This window comes from Pseudomonas sp. 09C 129 (genome assembly GCF_002843625.1).
Classification (GTDB): domain Bacteria; phylum Pseudomonadota; class Gammaproteobacteria; order Pseudomonadales; family Pseudomonadaceae; genus Aquipseudomonas; species Aquipseudomonas chlororaphis.
On the sequence record NZ_CP025261.1, the window covers coordinates 1,811,438 to 1,833,312 of the forward strand.

Consider the following 21,875-nt stretch of genomic DNA (forward strand, 5'->3'; position numbering starts at 1 on the left):
CGGTTTTTCAACTGTCGCCCGAAAGAGGCTGCCCGCTCACGCGCGCAGCCTCTTTTCAAATGGGGTAACCAATTTATTGGGTTGCCTTCGGAACCGGTTTACAAAGTCGTGTTCTGATGGCGCTGTGACAGCGTCAAGCTAGAGTGAACGCAGGCTGCAAACAGCTTGCAGAGAATTTTTAAAATACGCCGCAGGAGAGATTCGCAATGGCTCAGCAGGGCAGTGGTTATCAAGCTCGCTATAAACGCATTCTACTCAAGCTTAGCGGCGAGGCCCTGATGGGCTCGGAAGAGTTCGGGATCGACCCTAAGGTGCTCGATCGCATGGCGCTGGAAGTCGGCCAGCTGGTGGGCATCGGTGTTCAGGTCGGCCTGGTCATCGGTGGTGGCAACCTGTTCCGTGGCGCGGCGCTCAGCGCGGCAGGCATGGATCGGGTAACAGGCGACCACATGGGTATGCTGGCCACTGTGATGAACGGCCTGGCCATGCGCGACGCTCTGGAACGTGCGAATATCTCGGCGATCGTCATGTCGGCCATTTCCATGGTGGGTGTGACCGATCACTATGACCGTCGCAAGGCGATGCGCCATCTGAACTCCAAGGAAGTGGTGATCTTCGCTGCCGGTACCGGCAACCCGTTCTTCACGACCGACTCCGCAGCATGCTTGCGGGCGATCGAGATCGATGCCGACGTAGTGCTCAAGGCAACCAAGGTTGACGGTGTGTACACCGCAGACCCATTCAAAGACCCGCATGCCGAGAAGTTCGATCATCTGACCTACGATGAAGTGCTGGATCGCAAGCTGGGTGTCATGGATCTGACGGCGATCTGCCTGTGCCGCGACCATAAGATGCCGTTGCGCGTATTTAACATGAACAAGCCCGGCGCCCTGCTGAACATCGTGCATGGCGGCGCTGAAGGAACCCTGATCGAGGAAGGCGAACAATGATCAACGAAATCAAGAAAGACGCTCAAGAGCGCATGAAGAAGTCCCTGGAGTCGCTGGCTCACGCGTTTGGCCAGATCCGTACCGGCAAGGCGCACCCGAGCATCCTGGGTAGCGTGATGGTGCCTTACTATGGCACTGACACCCCATTGAGCGGTGTGGCCAACGTTACTGTGAAAGACTCTCAGACCCTGCAGGTAGTGCCATTCGAGCGCAACATGCTTGGGGCAATCGACAAGGCCATCGGCAGTGCTGGCCTGAACCTCAATCCGACCAATCTTGGCGAGCTGCTGCTGATCAAAATGGCGCCGCTGACTGAAGAAACCCGCAAAGGCTTCACCAAGCAGGCGCGTGCTGCTGCTGAAGATGCCCGTGTTGCCGTGCGCAATATTCGTCGCGATGCCTTGGGCGATCTGAAGAAGCTGTCCAAGGACAAGGAAATCAGTGAAGACGAAGAGCGTCGCGCCGGAGCTGAGATCGACAAGCTGATCAAAGAGTTCGAGGCTCAGATTGCTAAGGCAACTGACGAAAAAGAAAAGGACCTGATGGCCGTATAAGGGTCGGGCTTTAAATGGACAAGACCAAGCAGAGTGCGCCGTCCTCGGTGCCGCGCCATGTCGCGATCATCATGGATGGCAACAATCGCTGGGCGAAAAAACGCTTCATGCCCGGCGTCGCCGGGCACAAGGCGGGTGTGGATGCCGTGCGGGCAGTGATCGAGGTCTGTGCCGAGGCCAAGGTCGAGGTGCTGACCCTGTTTGCCTTCTCCAGTGAGAACTGGCAGCGGCCGGCCGATGAGGTCAGTGCCTTGATGGACCTGTTCTTCAAAGCATTGCGCCGCGAGGCCAAGCGCCTCAACGAAAACAACATCAGCCTGCGCATCATTGGTGATCGTTCGCGTTTCCATCCTGAGTTGCAGGCGGCAATGCGCGAGGCGGAGGCAATGACTGCGGGTAGTGACCGCTTCATTCTGCAGATCGCTGCCAACTATGGCGGTCAGTGGGATATCGCCCAGGCCGCTCAGCGCCTGGCGCGGGAAGTTCAGGCGGGGCATCTGCGTCCTGAGGACATTACCCCTGAGTTGTTGCAAACCTGCCTGGCGACTGGCGACCTGCCGTTGCCGGACCTGTGCATTCGTACGGGTGGCGAGCACCGCATCAGCAATTTCCTGCTCTGGCAGCTGGCTTATGCCGAGCTGTACTTCTCCGACCTGTTCTGGCCGGACTTCAAACACGATGCCATGCGCGCTGCGCTGGCCGATTACGCTTCTCGCCAGCGCCGCTTCGGTAAAACGAGCGAGCAGGTCGAGGCTGGAGCCCGGGTTTAATGCTCAAACAACGAATCATCACGGCACTGATCCTGCTGCCGATCGCCTTGTGCGGTTTTTTCCTGCTCGAAGGTTCGGCCTTCGCCCTGTTTATCGGGCTGGTGGTGACCCTTGGGGCCTGGGAGTGGGCGCGTCTGGCAGGCTTCGAGGCTCAGCCGACCCGTATTGCCTATGCAGTAGTGGTCGCTGCGCTATTGTTCCTGATGCAGTTGCTGCCGGGTATCGCGCCTTGGGTGCTAGGTGCAGCGGTGCTCTGGTGGGGGCTGGCGACTTTCCTGGTGCTCACCTACCCACGCACCAGCGAGCATTGGGCCGGTGCCGCGGCCAAGCTGGTGATCGGTCTGCTGATTCTGCTGCCGGCCTGGCAAGGCCTGGTCTTCATCAAGCAGCAGCCTTTGGGTAACTGGTTGATCATGGCGGTGATGGTGCTGGTCTGGGGCGCTGATATCGGTGCCTACTTCTCCGGCAAGGCGTTCGGCAAGCGCAAGCTGGCGCCGCAGGTCAGCCCGGGCAAGAGCTGGGAGGGAGTGTACGGCGGCCTGTTGCTGAGCCTGGTGATCACTGCGGTGGTCGGTCTGGTTGCGGGCTGGTCCGTCGGGCAGATCATTCTAGGCTTGCTCGGAGCGGCTATCGTGGTGTTCATCTCGGTGGTCGGCGACCTGACCGAAAGTATGTTCAAGCGCCAGGCCGGGATCAAGGACAGCAGTAACCTGCTGCCGGGGCATGGTGGCGTGCTCGATCGTATCGACAGCCTGACCGCGGCCATTCCGGTATTTGCCGTGCTGTTGTGGATGGCTGCATTGTGAGTCGCCCACAGCAGATTACGGTTCTCGGAGCCACCGGCTCTATCGGCCTCAGTACGCTGGACGTCATTGCCCGTCATCCCGAGCGTTATCAGGTCTTCGCCTTGAGCGGTTTCAGTCGTCTGACTGAGTTGCTGGCGCTGTGCATCCGTCACGCTCCCCGTTTTGCCGTCGTCCCGCATATCGCTGCCGCGCGCAGCTTGCAGGAAGACTTGCGCAATGCCGGTTCGCGCACCCGTGTACTGGTGGGCGAAGAGGGGTTGTGTGAGGTGGCGTCCGACCCTGAAGTCGATGCGGTCATGGCGGCTATCGTCGGTGCTGCGGGCTTGCGTCCGACCCTGGCTGCCGTCGAGGCCGGCAAGAAAATTCTCCTGGCCAATAAAGAAGCACTGGTCATGTCCGGCGCACTGTTTATGCAGGCGGTGGGCAAGAGCGGTTCGGTATTGCTGCCTATCGACAGTGAACACAACGCCATCTTCCAGTGCATGCCCGCGGACTTTTCCCGTGGGTTGAGCAATGTGGGAGTGAGGCGTATTTTGCTGACCGCATCCGGTGGCCCGTTCCGCCAAACTCCGCTGGCCGAACTGGAGCAGGTAACGCCCGAGCAGGCGTGTGCCCACCCCAACTGGTCCATGGGGCGCAAGATTTCCGTCGATTCGGCCAGCATGATGAACAAAGGCCTCGAGTTGATCGAGGCGTGCTGGTTGTTTGATGCCAAGCCTGCCCAGGTCGAAGTGGTGATTCATCCACAAAGCGTGATTCATTCGCTGGTCGACTACGTGGACGGTTCGGTGCTGGCCCAGTTGGGCAACCCGGATATGCGTACGCCGATCGCCAATGCCCTGGCTTGGCCGGAGCGGATTGACTCTGGCGTGCCGCCTCTGGATCTGTTCGCCGTGGCACGCCTGGATTTCCAGGCGCCTGATGAACAGCGGTTCCCTTGCTTGCGTTTGGCGCGCCAGGCCGCGGAAGCTGGCAACAGCGCTCCGGCCATGTTGAACGCAGCCAACGAGGTGGCTGTTGCCGCGTTTCTCGAACGGCGCATCCGCTACCCCGAGATCGCGAGTATCATCGAAGAAGTTTTAAGCCTTGAGCCGGTTGTTGCAGTCGATGAACTGAGCGCCGTGTTCGCGGCGGACGCCAAAGCCCGTGCCCTGGCTGAGCAGTGGCTGGGTCGCAACGGCCGGTAAGGATTGCGACAAGCCTGAGCGTATCGGCACTGGATAGGATTGCGGAGAAAGTAGATGAGCGCGCTCTATATGATTGTCGGCACCCTGATCGCCCTGGGTGTGTTGGTCACCTTCCATGAATTCGGTCACTTCTGGGTGGCGCGTCGTTGCGGCGTCAAGGTTCTGCGTTTCTCCGTGGGCTTCGGCATGCCGCTGCTGCGTTGGCATGACCGGCAGGGTACCGAGTTCGTGATTGCCGCCATCCCGCTGGGCGGCTACGTAAAGATGCTCGACGAGCGCGAAGGTGAAGTGCCTGTCGATCAGCTTGATCAGTCGTTCAATCGCAAGTCGGTGCGCCAGCGTATCGCCATCGTTGCCGCCGGTCCTGTCGCCAACTTCCTGCTGGCGCTGGTGTTCTTCTGGGGGCTGGCGATGCTCGGTAGCGAGCAGGTGCGTCCGGTCATCGGCAGCGTCGAGGCTGGAAGCATTGCCGCCAAGGCCGGCCTGAGTTCCGGCCAGGAAATTGTTGCAATCGATGGCGAACCCACCTTGGGGTGGTCGGCGGTCAACCTGCAGCTGGTTCGGCGTCTGGGCGAAAGCGGCACCTTGCAGTTGTTGGTTCGCGAGCAGGGTTCGACTGCCGATTCGCCCCGTGAGCTGGTGCTCGACAATTGGCTCAAGGGGACCGATGAGCCGGATCCTATTCGTTCCCTGGGGATTCGCCCCTGGCGTCCGGAGCTCGCCCCCGTTCTGGCCGAGCTCGACCCGAAAGGCCCGGCCCAGGCAGCTGGCCTGAAAACCGGCGATCGTTTGCTGACGCTGGATGGTCAGCCGCTGACCGATTGGCAACAGGTCGTCGACTGGGTGCGTGTACGTCCTGATACCAAAATTGTGCTGCGCGTCGAGCGTGATGGTGCTCAAATCGACGTCCCGGTGACCTTGGCCGCGCGCGGTAAAGAGAAAGTTGCCAGTGGTTATCTGGGGGCTGGGGTGAAGGCAGTCGATTGGCCGCCGGAAATGCTTCGCGAGGTCAGTTATGGCCCGCTGGCTGCGATTGGCGAAGGTGCCCGGCGTACTTGGACCATGAGCGTGCTGACCCTCGATTCACTGAAGAAAATGTTGTTCGGCGAGCTCTCGGTAAAAAACTTGAGTGGACCGATAACCATTGCTAAAGTGGCGGGCGCTTCTGCCCAGTCGGGCGTTGCTGATTTCTTGAATTTCCTTGCTTATCTGAGTATTAGCCTAGGGGTTCTGAACTTGCTGCCCATTCCTGTACTGGATGGGGGGCATCTGTTGTTTTATCTGATCGAGTGGGCGCGTGGTCGTCCCTTGTCGGATCGGGTGCAAGGTTGGGGGATACAGATCGGTATCAGCTTGGTGGTCGGGGTGATGTTGCTTGCCCTGGTCAACGATCTGGGTCGTCTGTAACGCTTCGCTGAATTGCGAATCTGCCGCATTTTGCGGCAGTTTCTTTATTGCCAGTTGGAATAAGAAAGGACTTCATGAAACGTCTGCTGCTAACTGCGGTTCTCTCCGTATTGATGATCGCCGAAGTTCACGCCGAGTCCTTCACTATCTCCGATATCCGCGTCAACGGCCTCCAGCGGGTCTCCGCGGGTAGCGTCTTTGGGGCCTTGCCGTTGAACGTCGGTGAGCAGGCGGACGATCGTCGCCTGGTGGAATCCACACGTGCGCTGTTCAAAACCGGCTTCTTTCAAGATATCCAGCTGGGCCGCGATGGCAATGTCCTGGTCATCACGGTAGTCGAGCGTCCGTCCGTCGCCAGTATCGAAATCGAAGGCAACAAGGCGATTTCCACTGAAGACCTGATGAAAGGCCTCAAGCAATCCGGTCTCGCAGAAGGCGAAGTCTTCCAGCGTGCGACCCTTGAAGGTGTGCGTAACGAACTGCAGCGCCAGTATGTCGCCCAGGGCCGCTACTCGGCCACCGTCGATACCGAAGTGGTTCCGCAGCCGCGCAACCGTGTGGCGTTGAAGGTCAACATCAACGAAGGCACCGTCGCTGCCATCCAGCACATCAACGTCGTGGGCAACACCGTATTCCCGGACGAAGACCTGGTCGAACTGTTCGAACTCAAAACCACCAACTGGCTGTCGTTCTTCAAGAACGACGACAAGTATGCGCGTGAGAAGCTGTCCGGTGACCTGGAGCGCCTGCGTTCCTACTACCTGGATCGTGGCTATATCAACATGGATATCGCTTCGACCCAGGTTTCGATCACCCCGGACAAGAAGCATGTCTACATCACTGTGAACGTCAACGAAGGCGAGAAGTACAGCGTTCGTGACGTGAAACTCAGCGGTGACCTGAAAGTGCCTGAAGACCAGGTCAAGTCGCTGCTGCTGGTCGAGAAGGGCCAGGTGTTCTCGCGCAAATTGATGACCACCACTTCCGAGCTGATCACCCGCCGCCTGGGCAACGAGGGTTATACCTTCGCCAACGTCAACGGTGTTCCGCAGCCTCATGACGAAGATCACACGGTCGATATCACGTTCGTGGTCGATCCTGGCAAGCGTGCCTATGTGAACCGCATCAACTTCCGCGGCAACACCAAGTCCGAGGACGAAGTGCTGCGTCGCGAAATGCGTCAGATGGAAGGTGGCTGGGCTTCGACTTACCTGATCGACCAGTCCAAGACCCGTCTGGAGCGTCTGGGCTTCTTCAAGGAAGTCAACGTCGAAACCCCGGCCGTGCCAGGTGTCGACGACCAGGTAGACGTCAACTACGCAGTAGAAGAGCAGGCTTCCGGTTCGATCACCGCCAGCGTCGGTTTCGCCCAGAGCGCCGGTCTGATCCTCGGTGGTTCGATCACCCAGAACAACTTCCTGGGTACCGGTAACAAGGTCAGCATCGGCCTGACTCGCAGCGAATACCAGAGCCGTTACAACTTCGGTTATGTCGACCCCTACTGGACCGCCGATGGTGTGAGCCTGGGTTATAACGCGTTCTATCGCACCACTGACTACGACGACCTCGATGTCGACGTGGCGAGCTATGCGGTAGACAGCCTGGGTGCCGGCGTCAGCGTTGGCTACCCGATCAGCGAGACTTCGCGTCTGACCTTCGGCCTGACCGCGCAGCAAGACAAGATCAAGACCGGTCGTTATACCGTCGACGAAATCTTCGACTTCGTGAACCGCGAAGGCGATAACTACCTGAACTTCAAGGCTTCGGCCGGCTGGTCCGAGTCGACCCTGAACAAAGGTGTCCTGGCGACCCGTGGTCATTCCCAAAGCCTGGTGCTGGAAGCCACTACTCCAGGTAGCGACCTGTCGTTCTTCAAGCTCGACTACCGCGGCCAGTTGTTCCAGCCGCTGACCGATACCTACACCATGCGCCTGCACACCGAGCTGGGTTATGGCGACGGTTATGGTTCGACCGACGGCTTGCCGTTCTATGAAAACTACTATGCTGGTGGTTTCAACTCGGTTCGTGGTTTCAAGGACAGCACTTTGGGTCCTCGCAGTACTCCGAGTCGTGGTGTGGGTGCGACAGGCAACGCCGGTACCTCGCTTGACCCGGACCAGGATGCCCTGCCATTCGGTGGCAACGTGCTGATCCAGGGTGGTGTCGAGGTGTTGTTCCCGATGCCGTTCGTCAAGGATCAGCGTTCGCTGCGGACTTCCGTGTTCTGGGATGTGGGTAACGTATTCGACTCCAAGTGTGAGAAGACCACCAACACCAACGGCACGCCGTCCAATACACAGTGTAACGACATCAGCCTGAGCAATCTGGCCAGTTCCGTGGGTGTCGGCGTGACATGGGTAACCGCTCTGGGCCCGCTGAGCTTTGCTCTGGCGATGCCGATCAAGAAACCTGACGACGCTGAAACCCAGGTGTTCCAATTCTCCCTCGGTCAGACTTTCTAAGAGTCCGACCCAAGATAACGACAATGGATTTTGTAGGAGTGCATCGTGCGTAAGTTGACTCAATTGGTTCTCCTGGCGACTGTCCTGGTAGCAGGCCCGGCCTTCGCCGACATGAAAATCGCCGTGCTGAACTATCAGATGGCACTGCTGGAATCCGATGCTGCGAAGAAATACGCAGTGGATGCCGAGAAGAAGTTCGGCCCGCAGTTGAACAAGCTGAAAACCCTGGAAAGCAGTGCCAAGGGCATTCAGGATCGTCTGGTTGCCGGTGGCGACAAGATGCAGCAAGGCGAGCGTGAGCGTCTGGAACTCGAATTCAAGCAGAAAGCCCGTGACTTCCAGTTCCAGTCCAAGGAACTGAACGAAGCCAAAGCCGTTGCCGATCGTGAAATGCTCAAGCAACTGAAGCCGAAACTCGACAGCGCCGTGGAAGAAGTCATCAAGAAAGGTGGTTTTGACCTGGTGTTCGAGCGTGGCGCAGTGATTGATGTCAAACCTCAGTACGACATCACTCGCCAGGTTATCGAGCGCATGAATCAGCTGAAGTAACCCATGACAGCGACTATAAAGCTCGGCCAGCTGGCCGAGTTCCTCGGAGCCACCCTGCGTGGCTCCGCAGAGAAAGAAATCACTGGGCTAGCCACCTTGCAGGAGGCTGGCCCAGCTCAGTTGAGCTTTTTGGCAAATCCCCAATACCGTAAGTATCTGGCTGACAGCCAGGCGGGCGCCGTGCTGCTGAAGGCGGCGGATGCCGAAGGTTATGCCGGTGATGCCCTGGTCGTGGCCGATCCCTACCTGTCGTACGCACGCATTTCCCACCTGTTCGATCCCAAGCCCAAGGCGCCGGTCGGTATTCATCCGACTGCGGTCATTGCCGAGGATGCTGTGGTCGACGCAACGGCTACTGTTGGCGCGTTCGTGGTCGTCGAGAGCGGCGCGCAAATCGCCGCGGGCGTCACGATCGGTGCTCATTGTTTTATCGGTGCTCGTTGCCAGATCGGCGAGGGCGGCTGGCTGGCTCCGCGCGTGACGCTTTATCACGATGTGCGTATCGGCAAGCGTGTGGTCATTCAGTCTGGTGCGGTACTGGGCGGCGAAGGTTTCGGTTTCGCCAACGAGAAGGGCATCTGGCAGAAGATCGCGCAGATTGGCGGTGTCACCATTGGCGATGATGTCGAGATCGGCGTGAATACCGCTATCGATCGCGGAGCGCTGGCCGATACCGTCATTGGTAATGGCGTGAAGCTGGATAACCAGATTCAGATCGCCCACAACGTCCAGGTCGGTGATCACACCGCCATGGCAGCCTGCGTCGGCATTTCCGGCAGCACCCGGATCGGCAAGCACTGCATGCTCGCCGGCGGTGTCGGGCTGGTTGGCCACATCGATATTTGCGACAACGTTTTCCTGACCGGGATGACCATGGTGACCCACTCGATTACCGAGCCGGGTGCCTACTCTTCCGGTACAGCCATGCAGCCTGCTGCCGAGTGGCGCAAAAGCGCGGCACGCATCCGTCAGCTCGATGATCTCGCGCGACGCCTGCGGCAACTGGAAAAGCGCGTTGGGGAAGTGACCCCCGACGGTAAAGCTTCATCAGATGGCTGATACCATTTCCATATCAAGTGTGCACAGCCGTTAGACTGCCTCCTTGATTTGCTAGAGGAGTGTGCGTTAGTCGCACGCTCCCAATCTTTACTACAGGCTTCCCCCCGAAATGATGGACATCAACGAGATTCGCGAATACCTGCCTCACCGTTACCCGTTCCTGTTGGTGGACCGGGTAGTGGATCTGGATGTTGAGGGCAAGTGCATTCGTGCCTACAAGAATGTCAGCATCAACGAACCTTTCTTCAATGGTCATTTCCCCGCGCATCCAATCATGCCGGGCGTGCTGATCATCGAAGCCATGGCTCAGGCTGCGGGCATTCTTGGTTTCAAGATGCTGGACGTGAAGCCGGCCGATGGCACCCTCTATTACTTCGTCGGTTCCGACAAGCTGCGCTTCCGCCAGCCGGTGCTGCCGGGTGACCAGTTGATCCTGGAAGCCAAGTTCATCAGCTGCAAGCGCCAGATCTGGAAATTCGAATGCCAGGCTTCGGTCGACGGCAAGCCAGTCTGCTCCGCTGAAATCATCTGTGCGGAACGCAAACTATGAGTTTGATTGACCCTCGCGCAATCATCGATCCGACGGCCATTCTGGCCGACGACGTTGAGGTTGGCCCGTGGTCGATCGTTGGCGCCGGTGTGGAAATCGGCGAGGGTACGGTGATCGGGCCTCATGTAGTTCTCAAAGGCCCGACCCGGATCGGTAAGCACAATCGTATCTACCAGTTCTCCTCGGTAGGCGAAGACACTCCCGATCTGAAGTACAAAGGCGAGGAAACCCGCCTGGTGATTGGTGACCACAACGTCATTCGTGAAGGCGTGACCATTCATCGCGGCACTGTCCAGGATCGTTCCGAGACTACTCTCGGCGATCACAACCTGGTCATGGCGTACGCCCATATCGGTCACGACAGCGTGATCGGCAACCATTGCATCCTGGTCAACAATACGGCGTTGGCTGGCCATGTGCATGTGGACGACTGGGCGATCCTGTCCGGTTTCACCCTGGTTCACCAATACTGCCATATCGGCGCCCACAGCTTTTCCGGCATGGGTACGGCGATCGGCAAGGATGTTCCGGCTTTTGTCACAGTGTTCGGTAACCCGGCCGAGGCACGCAGCATGAACTTCGAGGGCATGCGTCGTCGTGGTTTCAGCGAAGACGCGATTCACGCCCTGCGTCGAGCCTATAAAGTGGTGTATCGCCAGGGCTTGACTGTCGATCAGGCGCTCGTCGAGTTAGCAGAAGCTGCTGCACAATTTCCCGAAGTCGCGGTATTTCGTGACTCGATCCAGTCTTCGACCCGCGGTATCACCCGTTAATCATGAGCAAACTGCGTATTGCGCTGGTGGCTGGCGAAGCTTCCGGCGACATTCTTGGCGCCGGTTTGATGCGCGCGCTCAAGGCCCAGCATCCCGCCGTTGAATTCATCGGTGTCGGAGGCCCGCTGATGCAGGCCGAAGGGCTGACCTCTTACTTCCCGATGGAGCGCCTGGCGGTCATGGGGCTGGTGGAAGTCCTGGGACGCTTGCGCGAACTGCTGGCCCGGCGCAAGAAACTGGTTCAGACCCTGATCGCCGAGAAGCCGGACGTGTTTATCGGCATCGATGCCCCCGATTTCAACCTCAACATCGAACTCAAGTTGCGTCAGGCCGGCATCAAGACCGTGCACTACGTCAGCCCCTCGGTCTGGGCGTGGCGACAAAAGCGCGTGCTGAAGATCCGCGAAGGTTGCGACCTGATGCTGACGCTGTTCCCGTTCGAAGCCAGATTCTATGAAGAGAAGGGCGTGCCGGTGCGGTTCGTCGGGCACTCCCTGGCTGACGCCATTCCGCTGGAGGCTGACCGGGCCGCGGCTCGCACTGAGCTGGGCTTGCCCGAGGGCCCGCTGGTGGCCCTGATGCCGGGCAGCCGTGGCGGTGAAGTCGGGCGCCTGGGAGCCTTGTTCCTCGACGCGGCACAGCGCTTGCGCGCTTTGCGTCCAGGGGTGCGTTTCGTCATGCCCTGCGCGAGCCCCGAGCGACGCACTCAGTTGGAAGAGCTGCTGGCCGGTCGCGACCTGCCGCTGACCCTGCTCAACGGCCAGTCGCATCAGGCGCTGGCGGCTTGCGACGCGGTATTGATCGCTTCCGGCACCGCGACCCTTGAGGCGCTGCTGTATAAGCGCCCAATGGTCGTCGCCTATCGCCTGGCACCGCTGACCTTCTGGATTCTCAAGCGCATGGTCAAGAGCCCTTATATTTCCCTGCCGAACCTGCTGGCCCAACGCCTGCTGGTTCCCGAGCTGCTGCAGGACGACGCCACTGCAGAGGCCCTGGCCCAGACCCTGTCGCCCTTGATCGAAGACGGCCAGGAGCAGACCCGCGGGTTTGACGAGATCCATCGTACCTTGCGCCGGGATGCCTCCAACCAGGCGGCTGACGCGGTGTTGAACCTGATTGGCAAACCGGCATGAGTAACGAAAAGATGCAGATGGGACTGGATTTCTCGCTGGTGGCCGATGCCGAAGACCTGGTGGCCGGTGTCGACGAAGTAGGGCGCGGCCCCTTGTGCGGCGCTGTGGTCACGGCTGCGGTCATCCTCGATCCGAGTCGGCCGATTCTCGGCCTGAACGACTCGAAGAAACTCACCGAGGCCCGTCGCGAAAAGCTTTACGACGAAATTTGTGAGAAAGCCCTGAGCTGGTGCATTGCCCGCGCCGAAGTCGAGGAAATCGACGAGTTGAATATCCTGCATGCCACCATGCTGGCCATGCAGCGCGCGGTAGAAGGGCTGAGCGTGACCCCGAAACTGGTGATGATCGACGGTAACCGTTGCCCGAAACTGTCGATGCCTGCCGAAGCCGTGGTCCAGGGCGATAGCAAGGTGCCTGCGATCGCCGCGGCGTCGATTCTGGCCAAGGTCAGCCGGGATCGCGAGATGGCGGCGTTCGAGCTGATCTACCCCGGTTATGGCATCGGCGGACACAAGGGCTATCCGACGCCCGTTCATCTGGAAGCGCTGGCCCGCCTGGGGCCGACGCCGATTCACCGGCGCTCGTTCGCGCCGGTACGCCAAGCCTACGAAGCCCGTGAGAACGTGGGCGAGATTCAGTCCTGAGGCTGATGTTTTAGCGAAGGCCCGGTACAATCCGGGCCTTGTTGTTTTCGCGCTTTCTTACAGGATCACTATGCCGGCTTCATTCGTTCATCTACGCCTGCACACTGAATATTCCCTGGTTGACGGTCTGGTGCGGATCAAACCGCTGGTCAAGACGTTGGCCGGCATGGGCATGCCCGCCGTGGCGGTTACCGACCAGAACAACATGTGTTCCCTGGTCAAGTTCTACAAGGCGGCCATGGGCACCGGGATCAAGCCGATCTGTGGTGCCGACTTGTGGCTGTCGAACAAGGATCCCGAGAATCCACTGAGCCGCATCAGCCTGCTGGTGATGAATGCCGTCGGCTATCGCAACCTGACCGAGCTGATTTCCCGCGGCTTCATCGATGGCCAGCGTAATGGCCAGATCATCATCGAGCGCGAGTGGGTGGCCGAAGCCGCCGAGGGCCTGATCATGCTCTCGGCCGCGAAAGAGGGTGAGATCGGTATCGCCTTGCTCTCTGGCGATCTGCAAGAAGCGCAAACCCTGGCGCGCGAGTGGATGGCGGTGTTCCCGGATCGTTTCTATCTGGAAGTGCAGCGTACCAACCGTCCCAACGACGAAGAGCAGTTGCACGCAGCTGTGGCCCTGGCGGACAAGATCGGCGCGCCGCTGGTGGCGACCAACGATGTGCGGTTCATCAAGCGCGAAGACTTCGAGGCCCATGAAACCCGGGTCTGCATCGGTGAAGGCCGTGCCCTCGACGACCCGCGCCGTTCGAAGAACTACAGCGACCAGCAGTACCTGAAAAGCGCCGAGGAAATGGCCGAATTGTTCAGCGACCTGCCCGAGGCCCTGGAAAACACGGTCGAGATCGCCAAGCGCTGCAATATCGAAGTGAAGCTGGGCAAGCACTTCTTGCCTGACTATCCGATTCCCGATGGCATGACCATCGACGAGTATTTCCGCAAGGTGTCGTTCGACGGGCTGGAAGAGCGCCTCAGCGTGCTGCTGCCCAAGGACACCACCGAAGACTATGAAGCCAAGCGCCAGGTGTATGTCGACCGGCTGAATTTCGAGCTGGATATCATCATCCAGATGGGGTTCCCCGGTTACTTCCTGATCGTTATGGACTTTATCCAGTGGGCCAAGAGCAACGGTGTGCCGGTGGGGCCAGGCCGGGGATCGGGTGCCGGCTCCCTGGTGGCCTACGTGCAGAAGATCACCGACCTCGACCCGCTGGCCTACGACCTGCTGTTCGAACGTTTCCTCAACCCGGAACGGGTTTCCATGCCCGACTTCGACGTCGACTTCTGCATGGACGGTCGTGACCGGGTCATCGACTACGTGGCCGAGAAATACGGCCGCAACGCGGTAAGCCAGATCATCACCTTCGGTTCCATGGCCGCCAAGGCGGTGGTGCGTGACGTGGCGCGGGTGCAGGGCAAGTCTTACGGCCTGGCTGACCGTCTGTCGAAGATGATTCCCTTCGAAGTCGGCATGACCCTGGAAAAAGCCTACGAGCAGGAAGAAATCCTGCGTGACTTCATCAAGGTCGATGAAGAAGCGGCGGAAATCTGGGAAATGGCGCGCAAGCTCGAGGGCGTGGTGCGTAACGTCGGCAAGCACGCCGGTGGTGTGGTTATCGCCCCGACCAAGCTGACCGACTTCTCGCCGATCTACTGCGACGAAGCCGGCGACGGCCTGGTGACCCAGTTCGACAAGGACGACGTCGAGGCCGCCGGCCTGGTGAAGTTCGACTTCCTCGGCCTGCGGACCCTGACCATCATCAAGTGGGCGATGGAGACCATCAACCGCGAGCAGGTCAAAAAGAACCTGCCCGACGTCAACATCGACTTCATCCCGCTGGACGACAAGAAGACTTACGAGCTGTTGCAGAAGGCCGAGACCACTGCGGTGTTCCAGCTCGAATCCCGAGGCATGAAAGAGCTGATCAAAAAGCTCAAGCCCGACTGTCTGGAAGACCTGATCGCACTGGTAGCGCTGTTCCGTCCTGGTCCGTTGCAGTCGGGCATGGTGGACGACTTCATCAACCGTAAGCACGGTCGCGCCGAACTGGCCTATCCGCATCCGGATTACCAGTACGAGGGCCTGCGGCCGGTACTGGCGCCGACCTACGGCATCATTCTGTATCAGGAACAGGTGATGCAGATTGCCCAGGTGATGGCGGGCTACACCCTTGGCGGGGCCGACATGCTGCGTCGTGCCATGGGCAAGAAAAAACCCGAGGAGATGGCCAAGCAACGCGGCGGCTTCATCGAAGGTTGTGCCAACAACAATATCGATGCCGACCTGGCGGGCAACATCTTCGACCTGGTGGAAAAGTTCGCCGGCTACGGTTTCAACAAGTCCCACTCGGCCGCCTACGGCCTGGTGTCCTACCAGACTGCGTGGCTCAAGACGCATCACCCGGCGCCTTTCATGGCCGCGGTACTGTCCGCGGATATGCACAACACCGACAAGGTGGTGGTGCTGATCGAAGAAGTGCGCAGCATGAAGCTGCGCCTCGATGCTCCGGATGTGAACAGTTCCGACTTCAAGTTCACCGTTAATAACGACGGCCGCATCGTCTATGGCCTGGGAGCGATCAAGGGCGTGGGCGAGGGGCCGGTGGAGGCGATCGTCGAGGCCCGTGCCGAAGGTGGCCCGTTCAAGGACCTGTTCGACTTCTGCAGCCGGGTCGACCTCAAGCGCATCAACAAGCGTACCCTCGATGCCTTGATCCGCAGCGGTGCCCTGGACCGCCTGGGACCCTACTTTCACGACGAAATCAAGGCTTACCAGGCCAACATCGACCGCAACCGCGCGGTGCTGTTGTCGGCCCTGGAGGAAGCAGTCAAGGCGGCCGAGCAGACCGCGCGTACCGCCGACAGTGGCCACGCCGACCTGTTCGGCGGGGTCTTCGTCGAAGAAGATGCGGACGTCTACGCCAATCATCGCAAGGCCAAGGAACTGACCCTCAAGGAGCGCCTGAAAGGGGAGAAAGATACCCTTGGCCTGTACCTGACCGGGCACCCGATCGACGAATACGAAGGTGAGATCCGCCGTTTCGCCCGCCAGCGCATCGTCGACCTGAAGCCGGCGCGCGATACCCAGACCGTCGCGGGCATGATCATTGCCCTGCGGGTCATGAAGAACAAGAAGGGCGACAAGATGGGGTTCATTACCCTTGACGATCGTTCGGGGCGGATCGAGGCTTCGCTGTTCGCCGAGGCCTTCCATTCGGCCCAGTCCCTGCTGCAGACCGACGCGATGGTGGTGGTCGAGGGCGAGGTCAGCAACGACGACTTCTCCGGCGGTCTGCGCCTGCGGGTCAAGCGGGTGATGAGCATGGAAGATGCGCGCACCAATCTGGCGGAAAGCCTGCGCCTGAAGGTGCATACCGAAGCCCTCAAGGGCGATCAGCTACGCTGGCTGGGGGAGTTGTGCAAACGCCATCGCGGCGCTTGCCCGATCTCCATGGAGTACACCAAGGAGGACGCCAAGGCCTTGCTGCAGTTCGGCGAAGCCTGGCGGATCGATCCGGCGGATGCCTTGATTCAAGCCCTGCGTGACCAGTTCGGGCGAGACAACGTCTTCCTCCAATACCGTTGACGGTCTGGCGCCATAAAAGTGCGCCGATCTCGACCCGAATTTTTAATCTCGACCTGAACGCGCCTCTCCCTTAAGGTAGGGCGCGAATAGACAACCGGCCGGCCCAAGCTTTCTTGGACGTCGACCCAAGACGGACGCCTATGAACCCGAATTTTCTTGATTTCGAACAGCCGATCGCCGACCTGCAAGCCAAGATCGAAGAGTTGCGCTTGGTCGGTAATGACAATTCGCTGAATATCGGCGATGAGATCTCCCGCCTGCAAGACAAGAGCAGCACACTGACCGAGGACATCTTCGGCAAGCTGACCAGCTGGCAGATCGCACGCCTGGCGCGTCACCCGCGTCGTCCGTACACCCTGGACTACATCGAGCACATCTTCACCGAGTTCGACGAACTGCATGGCGATCGCCACTTCTCCGACGACGCTGCGATCGTCGGCGGCGTTGCCCGTCTGGACGACCAGCCGGTCATGATCATCGGTCACCAGAAAGGCCGTGAAGTGCGCGAGAAGGTCCGTCGCAACTTCGGTATGCCGCGTCCTGAAGGCTATCGCAAGGCCTGCCGCCTGATGGAAATGGCCGAGCGCTTCAAGATGCCGATCCTGACCTTCATCGACACCCCGGGCGCCTACCCGGGCATCGACGCCGAAGAGCGCAACCAGAGCGAGGCCATCGCCTGGAACCTGCGCGTCATGGCACGCCTGAAAACCCCCATCATCGCCACCGTGATCGGTGAAGGTGGTTCCGGCGGTGCGCTGGCCATTGGTGTCTGCGATCAGCTGAACATGCTGCAGTACTCCACTTACGCGGTAATTTCGCCGGAAGGCTGCGCCTCGATCCTGTGGAAAACCGCCGAGAAAGCACCGGATGCCGCCGAAGCCATGGGTATCACCGCCGAGCGCCTGAAAGGCCTGGGCATTGTCGACAAGGTCATTGGCGAGCCACTGGGTGGTGCGCACCGTGATCCGGCTGCCGCTGCCGCTCTGATCCGTACCGAGCTGACTTCCCAGCTGGCGATGCTCAAGAAGATGGATAACGACACCCTGTTGGCCCGTCGTTACGATCGCCTGATGAGCTACGGTCTCTGATAGATCGACGCTCCTTGTAGGGGTGGGCTTGCTCGCGAAATGGGCGCCTCGGCCATTCAGGTCGAGGCTTTTCAGGCACTGCGAGCACGCTCGGTCTCTACTCAGGATCCGCTCCATTCATGAGCCCATTCGATACAGCCCTCACGCAAAAACTGTTGCAACGCCTCCTGCCCTGGCTGGATCGATCGGCCTGGCGCATCGCATTCTCTGGTGGCCTCGATTCCACCGTCCTGCTGCACCTGCTGGCCCAACTCAGGCAGCGACACAGTCTTCCCCCTTTGACCGCCATACACGTGCATCACGGCCTTCAGGCTGCGGCTGACGCCTGGCCGGAGCATTGCCGGGCCCAGTGCGAGGCTTTGGCTGTGCCGTTGCAGGTAGTGGCGGTGCAGGTGCAACCAGGAGCCAGTCTCGAGCGCGCGGCGCGGGAAGCGCGTTATGCCGTGTTCGAAGAGATAACCGGCAGCAATGAGTTGCTGCTGGCGGCCCAGCACCGCGACGATCAGGCGGAAACCCTGTTGTTCCGTCTGCTGCGTGGGGCCGGAGTCAGGGGGCTGTCGGCCATGCCGGCGTCGCGTGCGTTGGGACAGGGGCATTTGCTGCGGCCTTTGCTCGACGTCTCCCGCGACGAACTGGAGCGTTACGCTCGGGATCACCAGTTGCACTGGATCGACGACCCCTCCAACCAGGACCGGCAGTTCTCCCGCAATTACCTGCGCCATCAGGTATTCCCGTTGCTGACCGCCCGCTGGCCACAAGCTGCCAGCAGCATGGCGCGTAGCGCGGCGCATTTGCGTGAGGCCCGGGAGTTGCTGGATGAGCTGGCCATTATCGATCTGCAAGAGGCGGTCAAGGGCGTTGAGTTCGAATGGCTGAGGTTGCCGTCCCTGGCGCTGGCGCCTTTGCTCGGCTTGTCGCAGGCGCGTCAGCGCAATGCCCTGAGTCACTGGTTGAGCCGCTTCACGCCACTGCCGGACAGCGATCACTGGGCGGGCTGGCAGACGCTGCGCGATGCCGCGTGCGACAGCCGTCCGGTATGGCGGCTGGGGCAGGGCGAGTTGCAGCGGGCGGCAGGGCGCGTCTGGTGGTTGTCGGATAGCTGGCTGCAACCGGTACTGTCTGCACCGAGTTGGGTCGATACCGCTGCGCCTCTGTCGTTGCCGGGTAATGGTCAACTGCAACTCATCGGTGGCGCGCCGCAAGGACCTTTGCAAGTGCGTTACCGTCAGGGGGGCGAGGTGATGCAATTGCCAGGACGCGGCCACCGCGACCTTAAGCGTCTGCTCAACGAGGCAGGTCTGCCAGCCTTCGTCCGTGGCAGATTGCCGCTGCTGTATCGAGGCGAGCAATTGCTCGCGGTGGCGAACCTGCCAGGTCTTGACGCAAATGCCCATGAAGGTTGGCAATTGCATTGGCAGCCGCCTTCGAGCGATCAAGGTTTGAGCTGAAAGTCCCTTTCCGGTAGACTACGCTCCCTTCTTGATACAACTTCTGTGGATTCGCCTGAATTGCAGGAGTTGCCGATTACCAAGCAGTCTTTGCTGGGCGATTCCAAAAAATGTGTAGCGAGCAACGTACCGGTGTTTTTTCTTCCGGTCTGTCCCAACGCGGCGGTTTTTTTGAAAGGTGCACTGTGATTAATGCAGGTGATCGGGGGCTTCGGCCTTCCTTCGCTTTCCCCGGCGGCTCGGACCGCTTTAACGCAGACTTCTAGGGTTTTTCATGACGCGCTACATATTCGTCACGGGCGGTGTTGTTTCTTCATTGGGGAAAGGCATTGCCTCGGCTTCATTGGCGGCCATCCTGGAGGCGCGGGGACTTAAGGTCACCATGCTCAAGCTGGACCCGTACATCAACGTCGACCCGGGCACCATGAGCCCGTTCCAGCACGGTGAAGTGTTCGTCACCCACGACGGCGCCGAGACCGACCTGGACCTGGGCCACTACGAGCGGTTCATCCGCACGACCATGACCCAGAACAACAACTTCACCACCGGTCGCGTCTACGAGCACGTGCTGCGCAAAGAGCGCCGTGGTGACTACCTGGGCGCCACCATCCAGGTGATTCCGCACATCACCGACGAGATCAAGCGCCGCATCATCAAGGGCGCCGGCGATGCCGACGTGGCCCTGGTAGAAATCGGCGGCACCGTGGGCGACATCGAGTCGCAACCGTTCCTCGAGGCCATCCGCCAGTTGCGTGTCGAAGTCGGTTCCAAGCGCGCGATGCTGATGCACCTGACCCTGGTTCCGTACATCGCTACCGCTGGCGAGACCAAGACCAAGCCAACCCAGCACTCGGTGAAAGAGCTGCGTTCCATCGGCCTGCAGCCTGACGTGCTGATCTGCCGCTCCGACCATCCGGTGGATGTGTCCTCGCGTCGCAAGATCGCGCTGTTCACCAACGTTGAAGAGCGCGCGGTAATCTCCCTGGAAGACGTCGACACCATCTACAAGATCCCGGCCGTGCTGCACGCGCAGGGTCTGGACGATTTCGTCGTCGAGCGTTTCGGTCTGCAATGCAACGGTGCCGATCTGTCCGAGTGGGAAAAGGTGGTCGACGCCAAGCTCAACCCCGAGCACGAAGTCACCATCGCCATGGTCGGCAAGTACATGGAGTTGCTCGACGCCTACAAGTCGCTGATCGAAGCGATGAGTCACGCCGGCATCACCAACCGCACCAAGGTCAACCTGCGCTATATCGATTCCGAAGACATCGAGAACCAGGGCACCGCGCTGCTTGAAGGCGTCGATGCGATCCTGGTTCCAGGCGGCTTCGGTCTGCGTGGCGTGGAAGGCAAGATCACCGCCGTCCAGTACGCTCGCGAAAACAAGGTGCCGTACCTGGGTATCTGCCTGGGCATGCAAGTGGCCGTGATCGAGTTCGCTCGTAACGTCATGGGCTGGAAAGACGCCAACTCCACCGAGTTCGATCGCGCCAGTGGTCACCCGGTCGTCGGCCTGATCACCGAGTGGGCAGATGCCACCGGCGCCGTCGAAACCCGTACCGAGGCCTCCGACCTGGGCGGCACCATGCGTCTCGGCGCTCAGGAATGCCTGCTCGAAGCTGGCTCCAAGGTGCACGATTGCTACGCCAAGGACGTGATCGTCGAGCGTCACCGTCATCGCTACGAAGTGAACAACAACCTGCTGCCGCAGATGATCGACGCCGGTCTGAAAATTTCCGGTCGTTCCGGCGATGGCGCGCTGGTTGAAGTGGTCGAGGCGCAGGATCATCCATGGTTCGTCGCCTGCCAGTTCCACCCTGAGTTCACCTCGACCCCACGTGACGGCCATCCGCTGTTCAGTGGCTTCGTCAAGGCGGCTTTGGCTCAACACCAGAAGAAGGCGTAACCCCGATGGCACAGAAGATCATCCGCGTCGGCGACATCGAGATTGCCAACGACAAGCCCATGGTGCTGTTCGGCGGCATGAACGTGCTGGAAAGCCGTGACATGGCCATGCAGGTCTGCGAAGAGTACGTGAAGGTCACCGAAAAGCTCGGTATCCCTTACGTGTTCAAGGCCAGTTTCGACAAGGCCAACCGGTCTTCTGTGACCTCTTATCGTGGTCCTGGCCTGGAAGAGGGCATGCGCATCTTCCAGGACATCAAGCAAGCCTTCGGCGTGCCGATCATCACCGACGTCCACGAGCCCTACCAGGCCGCGGTCGTCGCCGAGGTCTGCGACATCATTCAGCTGCCGGCCTTCCTGTCGCGCCAGACCGACCTGGTGGTCGCGATGGCCAAGACCGGTGCGGTGATCAACATCAAGAAAGCCCAGTTCCTTGCGCCCCAGGAAATGAAACACATCCTGAGCAAATGCGAGGAAGCGGGTAACGATCAGTTGATCCTCTGCGAGCGTGGTTCGAGCTTCGGCTACAACAACCTGGTGGTGGACATGCTCGGCTTCGGCATCATGAAGCAGTTCGAATACCCGGTGTTCTTCGATGTGACCCACGCGCTGCAAATGCCCGGCGGTCGCGCCGATTCGGCTGGTGGTCGCCGTGCCCAGGTCACCGACCTGGCCAAGGCCGGCATGAGCCAGTCCCTGGCCGGCCTGTTCCTGGAAGCCCACCCGGACCCGGACAACGCCAAATGCGACGGTCCATGCGCCCTGCGTCTGGACAAGCTCGAACCTTTCCTGGCCCAGCTCAAGGCCCTGGACGAACTGGTTAAGAGTTTTCCGACGGTAGAGACCGCGTAAAACCGATTTCTCCGGTAAAGTACCGCACGATTAATTGCTCAGGCCCGCGGGCCTGAGCCTTATCGTCCGCAAGTCTGCCTCCTGTTCCCTGCTTGCCGATGGTAAAGAGATTCCCTTCAGCTGCGTCGTTTTCGTCAACTTTG

18 protein-coding genes are annotated in these 21,875 nt (G+C 60.0%); all 18 read left to right on the top strand.

Annotated features, from left to right (window positions below):
• Positions 1 to 206: 206 nt before the first annotated feature.
• The 18 genes from pyrH to kdsA all read left to right on the top strand — a co-directional run bounded on the left by pyrH (position 207) and on the right by kdsA (position 21,732).
• The gene (gene pyrH, locus CXQ81_RS08270; protein ID WP_007924076.1) at positions 207 to 950 is read left to right on the top strand and encodes a UMP kinase; all 744 of its coding nucleotides are present in this window, start codon (positions 207 to 209) and stop codon (positions 948 to 950) included.
• A complete protein-coding gene (gene frr, locus CXQ81_RS08275; RefSeq protein ID WP_007924074.1) occupies positions 947 to 1,504 on the top strand; it encodes a ribosome recycling factor in 558 nt (185 codons plus the stop codon). The genes pyrH and frr overlap by 4 nt, the downstream gene beginning before the upstream one ends.
• 14 nt (positions 1,505 to 1,518) lie before the next feature.
• Positions 1,519 to 2,274 carry a polyprenyl diphosphate synthase gene (uppS, locus tag CXQ81_RS08280; RefSeq protein ID WP_007924072.1) on the top strand — a complete coding sequence of 252 codons (756 nt, stop codon included), beginning with the start codon at positions 1,519 to 1,521 and terminating at the stop codon, positions 2,272 to 2,274.
• Positions 2,274 to 3,080, top strand: a complete 807-nt coding sequence (locus CXQ81_RS08285; RefSeq protein WP_101336959.1) for a phosphatidate cytidylyltransferase — start codon at positions 2,274 to 2,276, stop codon at positions 3,078 to 3,080. Before uppS ends, CXQ81_RS08285 begins: the two co-directional genes overlap by 1 nt.
• The gene (gene ispC, locus CXQ81_RS08290) at positions 3,077 to 4,267 is read left to right on the top strand and encodes a 1-deoxy-D-xylulose-5-phosphate reductoisomerase (protein ID WP_101336960.1); all 1,191 of its coding nucleotides are present in this window, start codon (positions 3,077 to 3,079) and stop codon (positions 4,265 to 4,267) included. The genes CXQ81_RS08285 and ispC overlap by 4 nt, the downstream gene beginning before the upstream one ends.
• A gap of 54 nt (positions 4,268 to 4,321) precedes the next feature.
• Positions 4,322 to 5,674: a sigma E protease regulator RseP gene (gene rseP / locus CXQ81_RS08295; RefSeq protein WP_101336961.1), complete on the top strand. Its 1,353-nt coding sequence runs from the start codon at positions 4,322 to 4,324 to the stop codon at positions 5,672 to 5,674.
• Positions 5,675 to 5,748: 74 nt separating this feature from the next.
• Positions 5,749 to 8,136, top strand: coding sequence for an outer membrane protein assembly factor BamA (gene bamA / locus CXQ81_RS08300; RefSeq protein ID WP_101336962.1), 2,388 nt, complete (start codon positions 5,749 to 5,751; stop codon positions 8,134 to 8,136).
• 45 nt (positions 8,137 to 8,181) lie between these two features.
• Complete coding sequence (locus CXQ81_RS08305; protein ID WP_007924063.1) at positions 8,182 to 8,685, top strand: OmpH family outer membrane protein; 504 nt, start codon at positions 8,182 to 8,184, stop codon at positions 8,683 to 8,685.
• A 3-nt stretch (positions 8,686 to 8,688) separates the two neighbouring features.
• A complete protein-coding gene (gene lpxD / locus CXQ81_RS08310; protein ID WP_101336963.1) occupies positions 8,689 to 9,744 on the top strand; it encodes a UDP-3-O-(3-hydroxymyristoyl)glucosamine N-acyltransferase in 1,056 nt (351 codons plus the stop codon).
• A gap of 109 nt (positions 9,745 to 9,853) precedes the next feature.
• Positions 9,854 to 10,294: a 3-hydroxyacyl-ACP dehydratase FabZ gene (fabZ, locus tag CXQ81_RS08315; protein ID WP_007924058.1), complete on the top strand. Its 441-nt coding sequence runs from the start codon at positions 9,854 to 9,856 to the stop codon at positions 10,292 to 10,294.
• Positions 10,291 to 11,067, top strand: a complete 777-nt coding sequence (gene lpxA / locus CXQ81_RS08320) for an acyl-ACP--UDP-N-acetylglucosamine O-acyltransferase (RefSeq protein WP_007924057.1) — start codon at positions 10,291 to 10,293, stop codon at positions 11,065 to 11,067. Before fabZ ends, lpxA begins: the two co-directional genes overlap by 4 nt.
• A 2-nt stretch (positions 11,068 to 11,069) precedes the next feature.
• The gene (lpxB, locus tag CXQ81_RS08325; RefSeq protein WP_101336964.1) at positions 11,070 to 12,200 is read left to right on the top strand and encodes a lipid-A-disaccharide synthase; all 1,131 of its coding nucleotides are present in this window, start codon (positions 11,070 to 11,072) and stop codon (positions 12,198 to 12,200) included.
• 11 nt (positions 12,201 to 12,211) lie between these two features.
• On the top strand, positions 12,212 to 12,844 hold the full coding sequence (rnhB, locus tag CXQ81_RS08330) for a ribonuclease HII (protein ID WP_101336965.1): 633 nt from the start codon (positions 12,212 to 12,214) through the stop codon (positions 12,842 to 12,844).
• A 70-nt stretch (positions 12,845 to 12,914) separates the two neighbouring features.
• Positions 12,915 to 16,439: a DNA polymerase III subunit alpha gene (gene dnaE / locus CXQ81_RS08335; RefSeq protein ID WP_101336966.1), complete on the top strand. Its 3,525-nt coding sequence runs from the start codon at positions 12,915 to 12,917 to the stop codon at positions 16,437 to 16,439.
• Positions 16,440 to 16,579: 140 nt separating this feature from the next.
• Positions 16,580 to 17,527 carry an acetyl-CoA carboxylase carboxyltransferase subunit alpha gene (locus CXQ81_RS08340; RefSeq protein ID WP_007924049.1) on the top strand — a complete coding sequence of 316 codons (948 nt, stop codon included), beginning with the start codon at positions 16,580 to 16,582 and terminating at the stop codon, positions 17,525 to 17,527.
• Between the two features lie 119 nt (positions 17,528 to 17,646).
• Positions 17,647 to 18,975, top strand: coding sequence for a tRNA lysidine(34) synthetase TilS (gene tilS / locus CXQ81_RS08345; RefSeq protein ID WP_101336967.1), 1,329 nt, complete (start codon positions 17,647 to 17,649; stop codon positions 18,973 to 18,975).
• 274 nt (positions 18,976 to 19,249) lie between these two features.
• Positions 19,250 to 20,881 carry a CTP synthase gene (locus CXQ81_RS08350; protein ID WP_101336968.1) on the top strand — a complete coding sequence of 544 codons (1,632 nt, stop codon included), beginning with the start codon at positions 19,250 to 19,252 and terminating at the stop codon, positions 20,879 to 20,881.
• Between the two features lie 5 nt (positions 20,882 to 20,886).
• Entirely contained in the window at positions 20,887 to 21,732 is an 846-nt protein-coding gene (kdsA, locus tag CXQ81_RS08355) for a 3-deoxy-8-phosphooctulonate synthase (RefSeq protein ID WP_009047224.1), read from the top strand.
• The last annotated feature ends 143 nt before the right edge of the window (positions 21,733 to 21,875 follow it).

Bases quoted from the DNA above. Each gene is read 5' to 3' on its own strand.
- tilS (WP_101336967.1), top strand. From the start codon at position 17,647: ATGAGCCCATTCGATACAGCCCTCACGCAAAAACTGTTGCAACGCCTC.
- dnaE (WP_101336966.1), top strand. From the start codon at position 12,915: ATGCCGGCTTCATTCGTTCATCTACGCCTGCACACTGAATATTCCCTG.
- bamA (WP_101336962.1), top strand. From the start codon at position 5,749: ATGAAACGTCTGCTGCTAACTGCGGTTCTCTCCGTATTGATGATCGCC.
- rseP (WP_101336961.1), top strand. From the start codon at position 4,322: ATGAGCGCGCTCTATATGATTGTCGGCACCCTGATCGCCCTGGGTGTG.
- frr (WP_007924074.1), top strand. From the start codon at position 947: ATGATCAACGAAATCAAGAAAGACGCTCAAGAGCGCATGAAGAAGTCC.
- uppS (WP_007924072.1), top strand. From the start codon at position 1,519: ATGGACAAGACCAAGCAGAGTGCGCCGTCCTCGGTGCCGCGCCATGTC.
- lpxD (WP_101336963.1), top strand. From the start codon at position 8,689: ATGACAGCGACTATAAAGCTCGGCCAGCTGGCCGAGTTCCTCGGAGCC.
- CXQ81_RS08340 (WP_007924049.1), top strand. From the start codon at position 16,580: ATGAACCCGAATTTTCTTGATTTCGAACAGCCGATCGCCGACCTGCAA.
- lpxA (WP_007924057.1), top strand. From the start codon at position 10,291: ATGAGTTTGATTGACCCTCGCGCAATCATCGATCCGACGGCCATTCTG.
- rnhB (WP_101336965.1), top strand. From the start codon at position 12,212: ATGCAGATGGGACTGGATTTCTCGCTGGTGGCCGATGCCGAAGACCTG.
- fabZ (WP_007924058.1), top strand. From the start codon at position 9,854: ATGATGGACATCAACGAGATTCGCGAATACCTGCCTCACCGTTACCCG.
- kdsA (WP_009047224.1), top strand. From the start codon at position 20,887: ATGGCACAGAAGATCATCCGCGTCGGCGACATCGAGATTGCCAACGAC.
- CXQ81_RS08350 (WP_101336968.1), top strand. From the start codon at position 19,250: ATGACGCGCTACATATTCGTCACGGGCGGTGTTGTTTCTTCATTGGGG.
- CXQ81_RS08285 (WP_101336959.1), top strand. From the start codon at position 2,274: ATGCTCAAACAACGAATCATCACGGCACTGATCCTGCTGCCGATCGCC.
- pyrH (WP_007924076.1), top strand. From the start codon at position 207: ATGGCTCAGCAGGGCAGTGGTTATCAAGCTCGCTATAAACGCATTCTA.
- lpxB (WP_101336964.1), top strand. From the start codon at position 11,070: ATGAGCAAACTGCGTATTGCGCTGGTGGCTGGCGAAGCTTCCGGCGAC.